Origin of the sequence: Thioclava kandeliae, assembly GCF_040297545.1 — a bacterium.
Taxonomy (GTDB): domain Bacteria; phylum Pseudomonadota; class Alphaproteobacteria; order Rhodobacterales; family Rhodobacteraceae; genus Thioclava; species Thioclava kandeliae.
The window spans coordinates 1-15540 of sequence record NZ_JAYWLC010000022.1; the positions used below are offsets into that span (position 1 = coordinate 1).

Annotated in this window: 18 protein-coding genes; 10 read left to right on the forward strand and 8 right to left on the reverse strand. The window is 62.8% G+C overall.

Annotated elements, in window-relative coordinates:
- The first annotated feature begins 342 nt into the window (after positions 1–342).
- Genes VSX56_RS17695 through grxC form a run of 3 tightly spaced genes read left to right on the forward strand, consistent with a single transcriptional unit; the run spans position 343 to position 1441 of the window.
- Entirely contained in the window at positions 343–666 is a 324-nt protein-coding gene (locus VSX56_RS17695) for a thioredoxin family protein (RefSeq protein ID WP_339114881.1), read from the forward strand.
- 34 nt (positions 667–700) lie between these two features.
- On the forward strand, positions 701–1138 hold the full coding sequence (locus tag VSX56_RS17700; protein WP_350938978.1) for an OsmC family protein: 438 nt from the start codon (positions 701–703) through the stop codon (positions 1136–1138).
- A gap of 45 nt (positions 1139–1183) precedes the next feature.
- Positions 1184–1441, forward strand: coding sequence for a glutaredoxin 3 (gene grxC / locus VSX56_RS17705; RefSeq protein ID WP_350938979.1), 258 nt, complete (start codon positions 1184–1186; stop codon positions 1439–1441).
- A gap of 207 nt (positions 1442–1648) precedes the next feature.
- On the opposite strand, the gene acuI is transcribed toward grxC, so the two are convergent.
- On the reverse strand, positions 1649–2629 hold the full coding sequence (gene acuI, locus VSX56_RS17710; RefSeq protein ID WP_350938980.1) for an acrylyl-CoA reductase (NADPH): 981 nt from the start codon (positions 2627–2629) through the stop codon (positions 1649–1651).
- 4 nt (positions 2630–2633) lie between these two features.
- Positions 2634–3305: an acrylate utilization transcriptional regulator AcuR gene (gene acuR, locus VSX56_RS17715; protein ID WP_350938981.1), complete on the reverse strand. Its 672-nt coding sequence runs from the start codon at positions 3303–3305 to the stop codon at positions 2634–2636.
- 239 nt (positions 3306–3544) lie between these two features.
- Here acuR and VSX56_RS17720 point away from each other — a divergent pair, with 239 nt between their 5' ends.
- From VSX56_RS17720 to hydA, 6 genes are all read left to right on the forward strand, one after another.
- Positions 3545–4333 (forward strand): SDR family oxidoreductase, encoded by a 789-nt coding sequence (locus VSX56_RS17720; protein ID WP_350938982.1) that lies wholly within the window; start codon positions 3545–3547, stop codon positions 4331–4333.
- A 151-nt stretch (positions 4334–4484) separates the two neighbouring features.
- Positions 4485–4880 carry a VOC family protein gene (locus VSX56_RS17725; RefSeq protein WP_350938983.1) on the forward strand — a complete coding sequence of 132 codons (396 nt, stop codon included), beginning with the start codon at positions 4485–4487 and terminating at the stop codon, positions 4878–4880.
- Positions 4881–4928: 48 nt separating this feature from the next.
- Positions 4929–5459, forward strand: a complete 531-nt coding sequence (locus tag VSX56_RS17730) for a hypothetical protein (RefSeq protein WP_350938984.1) — start codon at positions 4929–4931, stop codon at positions 5457–5459.
- Positions 5456–7036: a GMC family oxidoreductase gene (locus tag VSX56_RS17735; protein WP_350938985.1), complete on the forward strand. Its 1581-nt coding sequence runs from the start codon at positions 5456–5458 to the stop codon at positions 7034–7036. The genes VSX56_RS17730 and VSX56_RS17735 overlap by 4 nt, the downstream gene beginning before the upstream one ends.
- Before the next feature lie 49 nt (positions 7037–7085).
- On the forward strand, positions 7086–7469 hold the full coding sequence (locus tag VSX56_RS17740; protein WP_339114872.1) for a ribbon-helix-helix domain-containing protein: 384 nt from the start codon (positions 7086–7088) through the stop codon (positions 7467–7469).
- A 281-nt stretch (positions 7470–7750) separates the two neighbouring features.
- Entirely contained in the window at positions 7751–9184 is a 1434-nt protein-coding gene (gene hydA / locus VSX56_RS17745; RefSeq protein ID WP_350938986.1) for a dihydropyrimidinase, read from the forward strand.
- A gap of 69 nt (positions 9185–9253) precedes the next feature.
- On the opposite strand, the gene VSX56_RS17750 is transcribed toward hydA, so the two are convergent.
- From VSX56_RS17750 to VSX56_RS17775, 6 genes are all read right to left on the reverse strand, one after another.
- Complete coding sequence (locus VSX56_RS17750; RefSeq protein WP_350938987.1) at positions 9254–10111, reverse strand: NHL repeat-containing protein; 858 nt, start codon at positions 10109–10111, stop codon at positions 9254–9256.
- A gap of 154 nt (positions 10112–10265) precedes the next feature.
- Positions 10266–10988: an SDR family oxidoreductase gene (locus VSX56_RS17755; RefSeq protein WP_339114869.1), complete on the reverse strand. Its 723-nt coding sequence runs from the start codon at positions 10986–10988 to the stop codon at positions 10266–10268.
- Entirely contained in the window at positions 10985–11749 is a 765-nt protein-coding gene (locus VSX56_RS17760) for an amino acid ABC transporter ATP-binding protein (protein ID WP_350938988.1), read from the reverse strand. The genes VSX56_RS17755 and VSX56_RS17760 overlap by 4 nt, the downstream gene beginning before the upstream one ends.
- Positions 11746–12465 carry an amino acid ABC transporter permease gene (locus VSX56_RS17765; protein WP_350938989.1) on the reverse strand — a complete coding sequence of 240 codons (720 nt, stop codon included), beginning with the start codon at positions 12463–12465 and terminating at the stop codon, positions 11746–11748. The genes VSX56_RS17760 and VSX56_RS17765 overlap by 4 nt, the downstream gene beginning before the upstream one ends.
- A 62-nt stretch (positions 12466–12527) precedes the next feature.
- On the reverse strand, positions 12528–13337 hold the full coding sequence (locus tag VSX56_RS17770) for a substrate-binding periplasmic protein (RefSeq protein ID WP_339114866.1): 810 nt from the start codon (positions 13335–13337) through the stop codon (positions 12528–12530).
- A gap of 229 nt (positions 13338–13566) precedes the next feature.
- Entirely contained in the window at positions 13567–14520 is a 954-nt protein-coding gene (locus VSX56_RS17775; RefSeq protein WP_350938990.1) for an NAD-dependent epimerase/dehydratase family protein, read from the reverse strand.
- 69 nt (positions 14521–14589) lie between these two features.
- On the opposite strand from VSX56_RS17775, the gene VSX56_RS17780 reads away from it, so the two are divergent.
- Entirely contained in the window at positions 14590–15366 is a 777-nt protein-coding gene (locus VSX56_RS17780; protein WP_350938991.1) for a GntR family transcriptional regulator, read from the forward strand.
- Positions 15367–15540: the final 174 nt, after the last annotated feature.

The following is a 15540-nucleotide window of genomic DNA, read 5'->3' on the forward strand; positions in this document are numbered from 1 at the left end:
CACGGTTGAAATTGAGCGTCTCGGCCACCCGCAGAAAACAGCGCAGTTCCTTGATTTCCATTCGATACTCCATTTATTTCTATTTAGAATATATAATGATGCCGAATAAGAAATTAAATTCCCGCATTAAAAGCATATATGCTGAAAACAACCGAGAATGCAAGTAAAGGGGCACACTAGGAATGCACCGAAAGCTTACCACCTCAGGGTCGATGCCCGGGAGGGCATCGATCCATATGGCCCATGCAGGGCTGCCAGGCGGCGCCACATGCGGACCGCCATCCGATGCGGCGTCCCATTAAGGCGTCCCACCCGTTTGTCACACATCAGAAGGAGACAGAAATGTCGAAGGATGTAACCAGCCTCAATATCGCTAATTTTGCCGAGTTCATGGACACCCCCGGCCGTGTGAAAGTCCTGCGCTTCTGGGCCACATGGTGCCGCCCCTGTATCGCACTCGAGCCGGTCTTTAACGAGGTCGCCGCCGAGATGAAGGACAGCGCCGGCTTCGCCGAGATCGATATCGACAAAGCGCCCGAGATCGCAGGCACCTTCGGCATCCGCTCGGTGCCGACCGTCGTGATCATGAAGGACGGTCAGCCCGTCGATATGGTTGTCGGGCTGAACCCCAAAGCAAAATATGTCAAGGCCGTGAACGCGGCCTGAATACCCAACCCGCATATAGATAAGGAAATAGACCATGAGCGACATCACCCTGAGCGCCACCTGGCAAGGCGGCTTTGACGGCGAAGGTAAGATCACCGGCAAGAACCTCGAAGCGGGCATCGGCATCCCGACCGAATACGGCGGTTCGGGCGCGGGCACCGATCCCAAGACGCTGTTCACCTCGTCCACGCAGGCCTGTTTCACCCTGACCCTGCGTGCAATCACCGCCAAGCAGAACATCCCCGTCCAGACCCTTGCGGTTGACACGCAAGCCAAGGCATCGGGCGAGGAATTCGCGATCCATCACACTGCCAAGCTGGTTTTGAGCGCCAATGCGACCGAGGATGACCGCAGCGCAGCGGAAGCCGCGATCGCCCGTGCCGACAAGGTCTGCATGATCGGCAATCTGGCCAAGAAGGCGGGTGTCACCATTGACGCTACGCCCGAGATCACCGTCGACGCGACGGTCTGACAGCGTGGGGGCAAATGCCCCCACATCCAGCAAGAGGGCTGCGTGATGGCCAAAGTCGAAATCTACACCACTCCCTATTGCGGCTATTGCTCGCGGGCGAAGTCAATCCTGAAGAGCAGGAAGGTCGCCTATACCGAGATTGTTGCGGTTTCCCGCAGCAAACGGCAGAAGATGATCTCGCGCGCAGGCGGTGCGCATACCGTGCCGCAGATCTTCATCAACGGCATCCATATTGGCGGCTGTTCGGAGCTGATGACTCTCGAGCGCAATGGCAAGCTGACCCAGTTGCTCAAACTGGAGTAATCGGTCTCTTCCTCTTTGGCAGAGGGTCGGGTTTCGCAGTGGATCGGGCGGGCATGTCTACCGCCTGTTCCAGAGGCCATAGCACCAAAGAACGTGCGACAGAAACAATCTTTTCCCGCAGCCCCGACCGGGCATATGGTCCGAAGACGCGCACCGGCCAGACCCTGACGGCACCGTTATACGCTCGTCAGGGTCGGCGGTCGCGCCTCAAGGCCGGACCGGAATGACGATCCGGCCGCGAACCCCGCCATCGAGGAACTTCGAGGCCGTGGCAATGACCTCCTCAAAAGGAAGCTCGGTGGTCATCTCCTCGAGCTTGCCCAGATCGAGATCGTGGGCCAACCCCGCCCATGCCGCAAGACGGCGGGCTTTGGGGCACATCACGCTATCGACCCCCGCAAGTGTCACACCACGCAGGATGAAGGGGGCGACAGATGCCGGCAGATCCATGCCCGCCGCCAGCCCGCAAGCCGCCACCACCCCGCCGTAGTTGATCATCGACAGCATATTGGCCAGCACCGTACTGCCCGCAACATCGATACCCCCAGCCCAACGTTCCTGTCCCAAAGGCCGCGACTTGCCCGTCAGCTCCGCACGGTCGATCACCCTGCTTGCCCCGAGACCGCGCAAATATCCGGCCTCCGAGGCACGGCCCGTCACTGCCGCGACCTCGAACCCCTTCGCCGCCAGAAGCGCGGTTGCCACGCTACCGACCCCGCCGGCCGCCCCGCTGACCACCACCTCGCCCTGCGCGGGCGTCAGACCATGACGTTCCAGCGCCTGCACACAAAGCATGGCCGTGTAGCCCGCCGTGCCGATGGCCGCCGCCTGACGCAGATCGAGCCCCTCGGGCAAGGGCACCAGCCAGTCCCCGCTGACCTGTGCGCGTTCGGCCAGACCGCCCCAGTGTTTCTCGCCCACACCCCAGCCATTCAGGATCACGCGGTCGCCCGGCTTGAAACCGGCATGTCCGCTTTGCACGACGGTGCCTGTAAAATCGATGCCGGGCACCATCGGGAAGCGGCGCACGACCGGTGCCGTGCCGGTAATCGCCAAGGCATCCTTATAGTTCAGCGTCGTATAGGCGACTTCGACCAGCACATCTCCTTCGGGAAGCTGCGCGTCGGCGATCTGCGTTAGCGAGACGGACTGACCGTCACCAGATTTGTCGATTACTATGGCTTTCATTATTTTATCCTTTGGTGAGACACGGCGGAGCGCCGCCAAGCATGTGAAGGAAGGTATCGGTAAAATTGCGTAGGGGATCAGGGCGCAATTCGAGTTTGGCGCGCAGCACCGCCCCTTCCCAACCGATCCAGAACATCTCGGCCAGAGCCTGCGGGTCATGCCCGTCGGCCAGTTCACCCGCACTCTGCGCCTCGGCAAAAAGTGTCGCCGTGCGCGCCTGCCAGCGTTCCAGCACCGCCAAGAGAGCGCCTCTGAACATATCCGGCAATGCGCCCATCTCCTGTCCGAGATTTCCCACAAGGCACCCGCGCCGAAATCCGTGGCGGGCCATCCCCTCTTCGGCCAGCTCGGCAAATACCCTGATCCGTTCGAGCGGCGAGCTGTTCGCACAGGCAAAAGCGCGCTCCAGCAGCGTGACGAAATAGGCGTCATAGGCCGCGATCAGTGCTAGACCGAAATCGGCCTTACTACCGAAATAGTGGTAGAAACTGCCTTTCGTCACCTTTACGGCCTGCAGGATCTCGTCGACCCCGACCGCAGAATAGCCTCTTTCGGTCAGATGCTCGAGCCCTGCACGGATCAGGTTCTGGCGGGCCACCGAGACTTCCGGCGCATTTCGGGGACGACCGCGGCGGGGCTTAGGGGCGGGGAGATGCGGGGTGTCAGTCTGTTGCATGGATATTTTATAGACGATTCGGTCTAGAAAATAAAGCGCCCGCGTGGACCACCTCTCCCCAGACCATCCCGCGGGGGTTAGGGCAGGCTCCGAGCCGTCTCGCAGCCCCACGGGATCGTGAAGAGAGGTAGTATCCCCATGTTACCCGCTGCCCCTCGCGCCGTCGCAGACTGACCGTCCGGTCGGCGCAACGCCTCGAAGGCCCGCCCCGCCGGAACAGATCAGGAGGAGGACCAGACATGCGCAAGACAACATCACGCGCGATACTCGTCACCGGTGCCGCCCGCGGGATTGGCCGCGCCATCGCGCTGCGGCTCGCCGAGGATGGCCATGATGTCGTGATCAACGATATTCCGGCCAATGAAGAGGCCGCAGAGGCCGTGGCGCAAGAGATCCGTGGTCTCGGCCGCACATCCGGCACCGCCATCGCCGACGTCTCGGAGCCCGAGGAGGTGCACCGCATGGTCGCCGATACTGTGGCCGCGCTCGGACGCCTTGATGTCATGATTGCCAATGCCGGTATCGCCCATATCCAGGGGCTTCTGGATCTCGACGTCGCGGATTGGGACAGGGTCATGAATGTCAATCTGCGCGGGGTCTTCCTGTGCTATCAGGCGGCGGCCAGGCAGATGATCGCGCAAGGCAGCGGAGGCAAGATCATCGGTGCAGCCTCTATCGTGGCCTATCGGCCCTTCGCGCTTCTGGGGCCGTATTCCGCGTCCAAATGGGCGGTGCGCGGGCTGACGCAGGCGGCGGCTATGGAATGGGCCAGACACGGGATCACCGTGAATGCCTATTGCCCGGGGATCGTCGGCACCGATATGTGGGATCTGATCGACGAGAAACTGGGCGCCGAGGAAGGTCTGGCCAAGGGCGAGGCGATCCGCAAATATGCGGGCGCGATCATGCTGGGGCGCGTCTCGGAGCCGGAGGATGTGGCCAAATATGTCTCCTATCTGGCCTCGGATGATTCCGATTACATGACCGGCCAATCGGTGATGATCGACGGCGGCATCCAGTTCTCGTGATGCGCCGGCGGCCAAACCGTTGAGACGGGCACCATCCGCCTTAGATCAACCTTTGCGGGCACAGGTCGTATGGAGGTAATACCCGTTCCCGCAGATCGGCTGATAGGCTGGCGCTCTGGATATATCATCCGAACACCCTAAGGGAGGTTACATGACGAAATTCGTCCATAGCATGATCCGCGTGACAGACGAGGCGCGCTCGGTCGCGTTCTACGGCAAGGCCTTCGGTCTGACCGTGGCAGAGCGGCTGGACTTCGAGGATTTCACCCTCGTCTATCTGTCCAATGACGAGAATGATTTCGAGCTGGAGCTGACCATCAACAAGGGCACCGAGGCACCCTATGAGCTGGGCAATGGCTATGGCCATGCGGCCTTTGTGGTCGATGATCTCGAGGCAGAACATGCACGTTTTGAGGCCGAAGGCTTTGCGCCCCGTAAGATCGTCGATTTCAAAAACGGGGCCGAACGGGTTGCGCGGTTCTTCTTTGTCGCGGACCCTGACGGCTATCAGATCGAGGTGATCGGGAAAGGAGGCCGCTTCAGATAAGACGGGACGACCGGCGTAGGAGGCGCCGGAATTCGGGAGGAGGACCCAATGAAGACGAGAAACAAGAACGTGCTGCTGGGCAGCACGTCGACGGCGCTTGTCGCCGCGGTGTTCGGCAGTGCCGCACCGGCCAATGTCGGTCTGGGACTGGGCCGGCATGAATCCAGCCGCATCATCCTGATGCGTATGTTGCGAGTGATGTTCCCGCACCCATCCTTCAGCGATGCCCCTTACGAGCGCTGCGCCAAGGCGCTGATCGCCGATGCGCGCCAGACACCCGGCCAGAAGATCGCGTTTGCCGCAGCCCTCGACAATCTGGCCGATGAGGGTTTTGCCGATCTGGGCGATGACGCGGCGCTGACCTATCTGCGCGGGATCGAGAAAACGGGCTTTTTCCAGCTCGTCCGCGCCAAGGCCGTGGTCACGCTCTATGACGACGAGGAGGTCTGGCAGGCGCTTGGCTATGAGGGCGCGAGCTTCGATCAGGGGGGCTATATCGACCGCGGCTTCAATGATCTCGACTGGCTGCCCGAACCACGGATCGAGGAATATGACGGGCAAGAGGGAGCACAGCCATGATAGAGCCGCGCATGAAACAGATCGCATTGGATGAAGAGGCCGTGGTCATCATCGGCTCGGGCGCGGGCGGCGGCACGCTGGCCTATGAGCTGACCCGTCAGGGGATCGCATGCGTGGTCCTCGAGGCCGGCCCGCATCTCAAGCCCGAGGACTGGATCAATAACGAATGGGAAGCCTTCAACCAGATGGCTTGGCTCGACCCGCGCACCACATCGGGCTCGTGGCGGGTGGCACGCGATTTCCCCAACCTGCCTGCATGGATCGTGAAGGCCGTGGGGGGCACCACCACCCATTGGTCTGGCGCGACCCCGCGTTTCAAGGCGCATGAGTTCAAGGCCGCCTCGACCTATGGCGCGGTCGAGGGTGCCTCGCTTCTGGACTGGCCGATCACGCTTGAGGAGATGGAACCCTATTACGACCGCGCCGAGAAGGCGATGGGCAGCACCCACCGGCACGGGCGCCCTGCCCTTCCGGCCAATAACAATTACAAGGTCTTCGCCAATGGGGCCGAGCGCGTGGGCTACAAGATGTATGCCACCGGCCCCTATGCCACCAATGCCGAACCCTATGACGGGCGTCCGGCCTCGGTGCAGGACGGGTTCAACTTTCAGGGCGACAAGAACCGCTCCAAATGGTCCACCCTTGTGCGCGAGATCCCTCGCGCGCTTAAGACAGGGCTGTTGGATCTGCGCCCCGACAGCACCGCCATCCGCATCACCCATGGCAAGGACGGGCGCGCCGATGCGGTGATCTATATCGATGGCGAGGGCAATCTGCAGCGGCAGGCGGCGCGAGTGGTCTGTGTTGCGGGCAACTCGATCGAATCCGCGCGGTTGTTGCTTCTGTCGGACAGTCCGCGCTTTCCGACGGGGCTGGCCAATGGCTCCGATCAGGTGGGCCGCAACTATATGCGCCACCTCACCGGCTCGGTCTATGCCCGCTTCGACAAGCCCGTGAGGATGTATCGCGGCGAGACAATGGCGGGGATCATTGCCGATGAAAGCCGCTTTGACCCCGCGCGCGGCTTCGTGGGTGGCTACTATATGGAGACGATCGCGCTCGGGCCATCCTTCCTTGCCGCTTTTGTCGAGCCGGGGGCCTGGGGGCCGGAATTTGCTGCGATCATGGAGACTTATGCCAATACGGCGGGCATGTGGATCGTGGGCGAGGACATGCCGCAGGCCAGCAACCGCGTGACCCTTTCCGATACGGTGCGCGACCAGTGGGATCTGCCCGTGGCCAATGTCCATTTCGACGATCATGCCAATGATGTCGCCATGCGCAAGTATGCCTATGCCCATGCCGAAAAGCTCTACGAGACCGTGGGGACCACCGGCACGCATCGCACGCCGCCCTACCCCTCGACCCATAACTTGGGCACCTTGCGCATGAGCGCACGGCCCGAAGATGGCGTGGTGGACCGCAATGGCCGCGCGCATGAGGTCGCCAATCTCTTCGTCTCGGACGGGTCGCAGATGACAACGGGGGCTGCGGCAAATCCCACGCTGACCATCGTCGCGCTGGCCATGCGTCAGGCCGACCATCTGGCAGGTGAGCTGAAACGCGGCACCCTGTGACGCGGGTCGGGCCTCCGGGCCCGCCCCTATCACCAAAGGAGGAGATGATATGTGTAGACTTTTTGTCGGAGCCCGATCCGATCTGTGGGAAAGCCAGACGCGCTCGATCCGAATGGATGGCATGGTGACATCGGTCCGGCTGGAGAAGTCGTTCTGGATGGTGCTGGAGGAAATCGCCGAGCGCGACAGCATGAATGTGCCGCAGCTCCTGCATCAGCTCTATAATGAAAGCCTCGATGAGGGCCATGATATCGGCAATTTTACCTCGTTCCTGAGGGTCTGCTGCATGCGCTATATCGATCTGCGATTACACGGGCTTGTCCATCAGACCATTGCGGGCTCGACCCTACCCGTCGAGGAGGTTCTCAGCCGCGAGGGCGAGATCTATGCTCGCCGCACGGCCAGACAGAGCGGTGCCGACCGCTCGCATTGAGCGCCCTGTCTCCCCTGCATGGGGGTGGCAGGTTCCGGCCGCCTGCAGAGCAGAAAGAGCGGCAGGTGCTCGAGACCGCGGAGCGCAGGTGCCTGCTGGCCCGGACCCGCGCAGGGCCTCCCCGTGCGCGGGGCGATCCCCACGAAATATATCTCCCCCCCGTTCACGTCGGCGTTTCAGGGCCAAGCCCGACTGGCAACCCAGCCGTAAACTGGATAGAGTGCAGATCAGCATCCATGTGAATGTCAACAACTGAAAATCGTTTGGAATTCCAAAGATCCATGACCGCATCTGATCTCGTCATCCGGAACGGAGTCATCGTCACTTCGGCCGATATGCAAACCGCCGACATCGCCGTCACCGACGGCCGCATCACCGCCATCGGAAAAGACCTTCCGTCCGGCCATGAAACCATCGACGCCACCGGCCTGTGGGTGCTGCCAGGCGGCGTCGACAGCCATGTCCATGTCGACCAACCGCTCTCGTCGGGCGCGGAAATCGCTGATGATTTCGCCTCCGGCACGGCCTCGGCGCTTGCGGGCGGCACCACCACGCTGATCGGGTTCGCGGTCCAGAAACAGGGCTCTGCCCTGCGCGGGGCGGTGGAGGAGATGATGGCGCGTGGCACCCGCTCGCGCTGCGATTTCGCCTTCCATATCCAGGTGACCGATGCCTCGGACGCGGCATTGGCCGAACTCGGGCCGCTCGCCGAGGAAGGGCACCGCTCCGTCAAGATCTTCATGACCGGCGGCAACCGGCTGGATGATGCGGCCTGCCTGCGCACGCTGGCCGCTGCCAAGAGCAATGACATGCTCTGCTGTATCCATGCCGAGAACCACGACCTGATCGCCTATCTCACCGAGGCACTGCTGCGCCAGGGCAACACGGCCCCCGCCGCCACGGCGCTCGCGCGTCCCGAGATCGGCGAGCGCGAGGCTGCCCACCGCATCCTGACGCTGGCCGAGGCGCTGGATGCGCCGCTGCAGATCTTCCATGTCTCGGGCGAGGCCACAGCGGCCGAGATCGCCGCCGCCCGCCATCGCGGTGTGCGGGCATGGTCGGAGACCTGCACGCAATATCTGGTCTTCACCGAGGAGGATTTCGACCGCCCCGGCATGGAAGGCGCGAAATTCCTGTTCTCGCCCTGCCCGCGCGGGCCGGACGCGCGCGAGGCGCTCTGGGCGCGGATCCGCGACCATACGATCGAGACCATCACCTCGGATCACTCGCCGACCTCTTTTGGCGGCGAGAAAGGCAAGCTCCACGCAGGCGAGAATGCGCCGTTCAATAAGGTCCCGAATGGCATCCCCGGCCTCGCGGCACGTTTGCCGATCGTCTTCAACGAGGGCGTCACCAAGGGCCGGATCGACCCGATGCGTTTTGTGGATCTGGTCTCGACCGCACCGGCAAAGCTCTTTGGCCTCTGGCCGCAAAAGGGCACGCTGGCGGTAGGCAGTGATGCCGATATCGTGCTGTGGGACCCCAAGAAACAGCGCATCCTGACCAACGAGATGCAGCAGCATGGCGTGGATTACACCCCCTATGAGGGGATGGAGACCACCGGTGCGCCGATCGCGGTCTGGCTGCGCGGGATCCGCGCATGGGAGGCGGGCGAAGTGCTGGCCGCCCCCGGCACGGGGCGGTTCCAACCCCGCGCGCCCTTCCCCAAGGCGGCGGTGCCACGCCATCCGGCGGGCTTCGACCCGCTGGCCTGATCCCGGATGCAAAACACGCGCGCCCCGTCAGACGGGGCGCGTGCGCCGGAAAGCCCACACGGTTGAACGTTACGCCACGATCGGAATCAGACGGCTCAGGCGGCTCGGATTGGTCTCGGCCAGCAGGATCTCCCCGCTCCGGCCCTCGCTGAACCCGTGTGGACCATTGAGCGAGCCGCGCCCGCGCCCAAGCACCTCGCCCCGATCGTTGATCCGCGTCAGGGTCGGGATCGCATCGGTCACGAAAATCGTATCCTGCGCATCCACGAACACATCCATCGGGCGGCAGAAGACATCGAAGACCCCGAGAACCTCCCCCTCACGCGAGAAGATCTGCACACGGTCATTCTCGCGATCGGCCACAACGATCCGGTCCGCCGACAGCACCGCCACGCCATGTGGGACGATGAACTGGCCGGGGCCGCGCCCGAGGCTGCCAAAGGCACAGACCGGCTCGCCCTCCGGCCCGAAGACATGCACCTGCGCGCCGGCATAGCCATCGGTCACGACAAATCCGCCATCCGACAGGAAGGCGACATCGGTCGGGTGGTTGAACGGCTGGCCCGGCCCATGGCGCTGCCCGATGGCCATCAGCTCCTGCCCCTGCATGTCGAAGACCACCACCTCATGGGCATCGCGGTCCACGACCCAGACCCGCGCCTGCGCATCGATGGCGATCTTATGCGCATCCGTAATCCGCCCCGCGCCCCAGCTGCGCAGGAGCGCGCCACCGCGGTCGAGCACATGGACGCAATCGGCGGGCGCGCTCACCCGCGGATCACGGCGCGTCAGCAGACAGATGCTCCCGTCCGGCGCACCCGCGACATCGGACACGGTGCCAGTATCCGCAGGGAGCGCCCCGAAGGGCGACTCGATCCGGTAAAGCTGCTGGCCGATGGCCAATCTCAATTCGGAACTGCTGTTCATGGGGCTGTCTTTCCTGTTCGACCCTGAGCGCCCGCCATCCGGACACTCCGTAAGCCTGTCTGAAGGCCGATCCCGCGCCATCCGTCGCACTACCCTCGGCACGAAATAGGGCGAAGAGACGCACGCCACTCCGCACGCCACTCCACTGGCCAGCCTATAGCGCCAGCCAGCCGCCTTCCACCGCAAGCACCGAGCCCGTGGTGAAAGATGCCTCGTCCGACGCAAGAAACAGCGCGGCTTTGGCCACCTCTTCGGGCCTTCCGAACCGTTTCATGGCATGGCGTCCGCGCGAGGCGGCCTCCTTGGTCACCGGATCGGGCGCACGCGCGAAGGAACGGCGCAGCATCGGGGTCTCGATCGCCCCCGGTGCGATACAGTTCACCCGCACGCCCTCTTCGGCATAATCCACCGCGAGGTTGCGCGTAAGCGCCATCACCGCGCCCTTGGCCGCAACATAGGCCGCGTTTCCGGCTCCACCCGCCAGTGCGATCTGGCTGCCCACCGTCACGATGGAGCCTCCGCAGGCACGCATCCCCGGCAGCACCGCCTCGATCCATGTCACAGTGCCCATCAGGCTGACATCGAGAACCTGCGCCCAGCGATCCCGCGTGGTCTCGTGCAGCTTGCCCCCGAAGGAAACCGCCGCATAGGCCACCAGCGCATCCACCGGACCGAATTCGGCCACGGCATCTCGAGCGGCGTCGATATCGGTGACATCCGCGGCCAGAGCCACAACGCCCGGACGGGCCTCGACCGGATCGCGGTCCACGGCCAGCACCGTCGCCCCCTCGGCCACGAACAGGGCGACGGTCGCCGCCCCCAGACCGCTCGCCGCGCCGGTGATGACGCAGCGCTTCCCTGCAAGCCGACCGGTCACAGGATCTGCCCCAGAAAATGGCGCAGACGTTCGCTTTTGGGCGTGTCAAAGAGCGTTTGCGGATCGGCGGCCTCGACATCCCTGCCATCGGCCATGAAGACGACCTTCTGGGCCACGCGACGCGCAAATCCCATCTCGTGGGTGGCGACCATCATGGTGATCCCCTCGGCCGCGATCTGCTTCATCGCATGCAGCACCTCGCCCACCAGTTCGGGATCGAGCGCCGAAGTCGGCTCGTCAAAGAGCATGACCTTGGGGCGCATCGCCATGGCACGGGCAATTGCCACACGCTGGCGCTGGCCGCCCGAGAGATGATCGGGATAGGCACCGGCTTTTGCGGCCAGCCCGACCTTGTCAAGGAGCCGGTGCGCCTCGGCCACGGCCTCCTCCTTCGACTGACCCAGAACCGAGATCGGACCGGCAATGATATTCTCGATCACCGACAGATGCGGCCAGAGATAGAAATGCTGGAACACCATCCCGATCCGCGCGCGCAGCGCCGCCAGTTCGCGCCCGTTCATAGCGCGCTTGCGCCCACCCGCCTCGACAAAGCCCACCGGCGCACCATCGACACGGACCTCGCCGAAGCTGGGCTGCTCCAGATGGTTGACGCAGCGCAGGAGCGTGGATTTGCCCGAGCCGGACGGGCCGATCAGGCAAACCACCTCGCCGCGCGGCACGGACATGGTGAGACCCTTGAGCGCCTGCACCTGACCGAAGGTTTTCTTCAGATCGCGGATATCAATCATGGCTTGGGTCATGCGCGGGGCGCCTCCGGGGTCGTGATGCCCAGACGGGCGCGTTTGCGGGCGGACATCGGGCGCTTCTCGACCTGGAGCACACGCTCGAGCCAGAGTTGCAGGCCGGTCAGACCGCTGGTCAGGGTCAGATAGATCACACCGGCAACCGAGAGGATCTCGATGGCATGATAGGTGCTGGAATAGATCATCTGCGAGGTGAGCATCAGCTCCTGCACGGTAATGACCGAGGCCAGCGAGCTGTTCTTCGTATGTGTGATGAAATTGCTCATATAGACGGGCAGGATCACGCGGACCGCCTGCGGCAGAACGATCTTCAGCACCATTGTCGGGTAGCGCATGCCAACGGCCTGTGCGGCCTCGACCTGCCCGGGATGCACGGCCTGCAGGCCAGCACGGATGATCTCGCTGTTATAGGCGGCGGAGCTGACCGAGAAGGCGATGATCGCGGCCGGAAATGCCTCGAGCGTGATACCGAAGGTGGGCGCGGCATAGTAGATGAAGAACAGATGCAGCAGCACGGGCGTGCCGCGGAAAATCCAGACATAGGCGATCACCGCCCGCTGGAGCCACACATATTTCGACATCCGCGCCAGCGCCAGAAGGAAGCCGAAGACCGTCGCGATCGCCTGACTGAGAACGGCGATGAGGATGGTCATCAGCGTGGCTTGCGCCAGCGCGGGGATATAGCTGAGAACGATGGAATAATCGAGCTGCATGGCAGGCTCCGCAAATCAGGAAGGGCCCCGGCGCGCGCTGCATGCCGGGCTTTGTAAGGCGATCAGTGGGGGACTTCATCAATCAGCTGATCGCTGAAATGCTCGATGCCGAAGTATTTCTTGGCCAGCGCGTCGAGCGTGCCGTTCTCGCGCATCTCGCGGATCGCGCCATCGATAGCCGCCTTCAGCTTGTCCGAACCGGGCTGCATCGGCACACCGACATAGACCACCGAATAGGGCTTGCCCACGATCTCGGCGATACCGGGATTCTCGCGGATGAAGTTGGCCGAGGCCAGCTCAGGCGCGATCACCGCGTCGATACGGCCCACCTGAAGATCCCGGAACATCTCGGTATAGCCGGCATATCCGGTGAACTTCTTGAAATCGCCATATTCCTTGGCAATGGCGCGGGCCGGGATCTCGCCGTCATTACCGCCGGCGATACCACCGACCCGCTTGCCGACAAGACTGTCATAACCGTTGATATCCGCGGCTTTGGTGCTGCGCACAACCACGATGGCCGAGCGCGAATAGGGGATCGAGTATTCGAACATGCCCAGACGTTCGGGGGTCATGTTCACATTCGAGAACACCGCATCGAAACGGCCCGCCTGAAGGCCGGGCAGGATGCCCTTCCAGTCGAGCCGGCTGATTTCGATCGGCACACCGATCTTCTTCTCGATGTAATGGGCGACATCGATGTCGAAGCCCGTCAGTTCGTTATTCTTGTCCACATAGGTATTGGGCGGCAGGTTGCCGGTCGTCACGGCGATCAGCTTGCCACGTTCGCGGATGGCATCGAGATCGGCGGCGGAAGCGAGGCTCGGAAGGCAGGCGGCCAGAAGGGCGGCCGAAATCAGGCTGCGTAGCATGGGATAGCTCCTGTTGGAATGGGCTGGGCGCGGCGCGCATTGATTCTTGGTTTCTTGGTGGGATACCACGTTCACCGACCATTGGTGCCGAGGTATATTCTGCGCAACCGCTTTCCCGAAGTTCTACCCACCCACTCCATGACTGCCTATGATTTGTGCGGTTATAATGGACATAGTCGCATTTTTAACCTATGCGCAGACCCCCTGAGAGCCGAGCCGCCCTATTCTGTCACAGTGCCGCAACCTCCGCGAGCCAGCGCTGATGATCGCGACAGGCCGCCTCCAAGCCCCGCGCGCCCGCATATCCGATCCGCGCTGCCAGACGGGAAATATCGAGCGGCGAGCGACCGTCGGAGACGCGCGCCGTAATGGTCGCCGCCTCGGGCGAGACGACCTCGCCCTTAAACCCCATGCCTGCAGCCCAGTCGAGCGGGCTGGAAACATGCCCTGCACCGAGGTTGAAGATCTCTGACCCCTCCGGCGGGGGTGCCTCTATCAATGCGGCGATTGCGGCTCCGACATCGCGGGAATAGACCCAGTCCGTGACCATTTCGGATGGCAGAAGGGGCACCTTTCCCGCCTTATGCAATGCCAGCATCTGCCCCTGCGCCGAGAGCCCGGGCCGGGACGAACCCTGCATCTCCCAAGGCCCGAACACAGGCCCGAGACGCAGGATAGATACTTTTATATCATTGCCTTGCGCGATCATAGCCGCGAGCCTTTCGCTGGCCTCTTTCGTGACCCCGTAAAGCGAATTCGGCCGCAACTCGGCATCCTCGGGCAAAGTTGCCCCCGCGCGGGGAGAGCTGCCATAGATCGCCGCCGACGAAAGATAGATCAGACGCCGGATGCCGGATGCCTGCACGGCCTGAAGCATATTGGACGTGCCTGTCAGATTCACCTCGATCACCCTCGCTGCCTGCTCCCGCTCCATCTGCGGGCTGGGTGTCAGCGCCGCCGTATGGACCACAATATCGGGGCGGTTATGCGCGAGGGCCGCCTCAATCTCCCCGGGGCACGTCACATCGCAACGATGATATACGGCACCGCACAGGGAGGGATGCGCGGCCAGCGGCGTGGGCGCCAGATCGAGCAGATGCGGCACATGCCCCCGGGCAAGAAGGCTCTCTGCCAGGGCCAGCCCCACAAAGCCACAGCCGCCCGTAATTGCAATCGTCTTCATATCTGTCCTTCCCTCTCTGCGGCAGACCTCCATGGACCGGACCGAAAATGGCAAATCCGGCTCATGGTTTTGCCTGATAAAACCATGATTGGTTTTAGATTGGTATCCCAAAAGGAATCCGCTATCAGCTTGCGTGTCCAGGCTATTTTTGACACACTCGCCCGGGCGCGCATCATGATTGCCGAGAGAGGCCCAAGCTTGACCGGAACGGACGAGAAATTCAGTGTAACCGAACGGGCCTATCAAATCGTCCGCGCCAAGATCCTCGCGGGCGATATGCAACCGGGTCGCTTCTTTACCGAGCGCAAACTGGCCGAGGATCTCTCCACCTCGCGCACCCCGTTGCGCACCGCGCTGACGCGCCTTACGAGCGAAGGCCTTCTCGAGCGCGCCGCGAACGGCACAGTCGCGGTCCGCCAGTTGCCGCTCGAAGAGTTGTTGCAGATCATGGTGATCCGCCGCCAACTCGAGAGCGAGGCTGCCGCGCTCACAGCACTAAAATCTGCCACGGGCAGCACAGACGCTCTGATTGCGGAGACGCGCACGCTCATCGCCGCTCCCGATGTGGATCTGGAAAGCTTCTGGCTCTACGATGACAAGGTGCATGAATGCATCGCGCAGGGCAGCGGCATGCAGGTTCTTGCGGACCTGATCCGCAACATGCGCGACAAGTCGCGGATGTGCCATATGGTTCATCTCGAACCCGATTTCCTCGCGCAGGCAGAAGAGCATATGGCGATCCTGACCGCCATCCGCGACCGCGATGCCTCTGCAGCGCGCGAAGCCATGATCCTCCACATCGATCACGTCAGAAATCGCTTTGTTAAGTGGTTCACCGGCGGCTGACCAACACCCGTTCAGACAGTCCGGCTTCCCCTCGCCATCGACCTACCAACCGTCCTGAAAATTGATGAAGGCGCGGGCCCTGCACCGCCAAATCGCCCGGTCTTGCGGGAAAGCTTACTCCGTATCGGCTCCACCCCCCGTTGTCAGAAAGCTGCACCGGATCGTTTTCTGGGT

What these genes read in the sequence shown, in the direction of transcription:
- VSX56_RS17700 (WP_350938978.1), top strand. Translation starts at nt 701, where the DNA reads ATGAGCGACATCACCCTGAGCGCCACCTGGCAAGGCGGCTTTGACGGC.
- VSX56_RS17695 (WP_339114881.1), top strand. Translation starts at nt 343, where the DNA reads ATGTCGAAGGATGTAACCAGCCTCAATATCGCTAATTTTGCCGAGTTC.
- VSX56_RS17765 (WP_350938989.1), bottom strand. Translation starts at nt 12,465, where the DNA reads ATGCAGCTCGATTATTCCATCGTTCTCAGCTATATCCCCGCGCTGGCG.
- hydA (WP_350938986.1), top strand. Translation starts at nt 7,751, where the DNA reads ATGACCGCATCTGATCTCGTCATCCGGAACGGAGTCATCGTCACTTCG.
- VSX56_RS17775 (WP_350938990.1), bottom strand. Translation starts at nt 14,520, where the DNA reads ATGAAGACGATTGCAATTACGGGCGGCTGTGGCTTTGTGGGGCTGGCC.
- VSX56_RS17750 (WP_350938987.1), bottom strand. Translation starts at nt 10,111, where the DNA reads ATGAACAGCAGTTCCGAATTGAGATTGGCCATCGGCCAGCAGCTTTAC.
- VSX56_RS17740 (WP_339114872.1), top strand. Translation starts at nt 7,086, where the DNA reads ATGTGTAGACTTTTTGTCGGAGCCCGATCCGATCTGTGGGAAAGCCAG.
- VSX56_RS17735 (WP_350938985.1), top strand. Translation starts at nt 5,456, where the DNA reads ATGATAGAGCCGCGCATGAAACAGATCGCATTGGATGAAGAGGCCGTG.
- acuR (WP_350938981.1), bottom strand. Translation starts at nt 3,305, where the DNA reads ATGCAACAGACTGACACCCCGCATCTCCCCGCCCCTAAGCCCCGCCGC.
- grxC (WP_350938979.1), top strand. Translation starts at nt 1,184, where the DNA reads ATGGCCAAAGTCGAAATCTACACCACTCCCTATTGCGGCTATTGCTCG.
- VSX56_RS17725 (WP_350938983.1), top strand. Translation starts at nt 4,485, where the DNA reads ATGACGAAATTCGTCCATAGCATGATCCGCGTGACAGACGAGGCGCGC.
- acuI (WP_350938980.1), bottom strand. Translation starts at nt 2,629, where the DNA reads ATGAAAGCCATAGTAATCGACAAATCTGGTGACGGTCAGTCCGTCTCG.
- VSX56_RS17720 (WP_350938982.1), top strand. Translation starts at nt 3,545, where the DNA reads ATGCGCAAGACAACATCACGCGCGATACTCGTCACCGGTGCCGCCCGC.
- VSX56_RS17760 (WP_350938988.1), bottom strand. Translation starts at nt 11,749, where the DNA reads ATGACCCAAGCCATGATTGATATCCGCGATCTGAAGAAAACCTTCGGT.
- VSX56_RS17770 (WP_339114866.1), bottom strand. Translation starts at nt 13,337, where the DNA reads ATGCTACGCAGCCTGATTTCGGCCGCCCTTCTGGCCGCCTGCCTTCCG.
- VSX56_RS17730 (WP_350938984.1), top strand. Translation starts at nt 4,929, where the DNA reads ATGAAGACGAGAAACAAGAACGTGCTGCTGGGCAGCACGTCGACGGCG.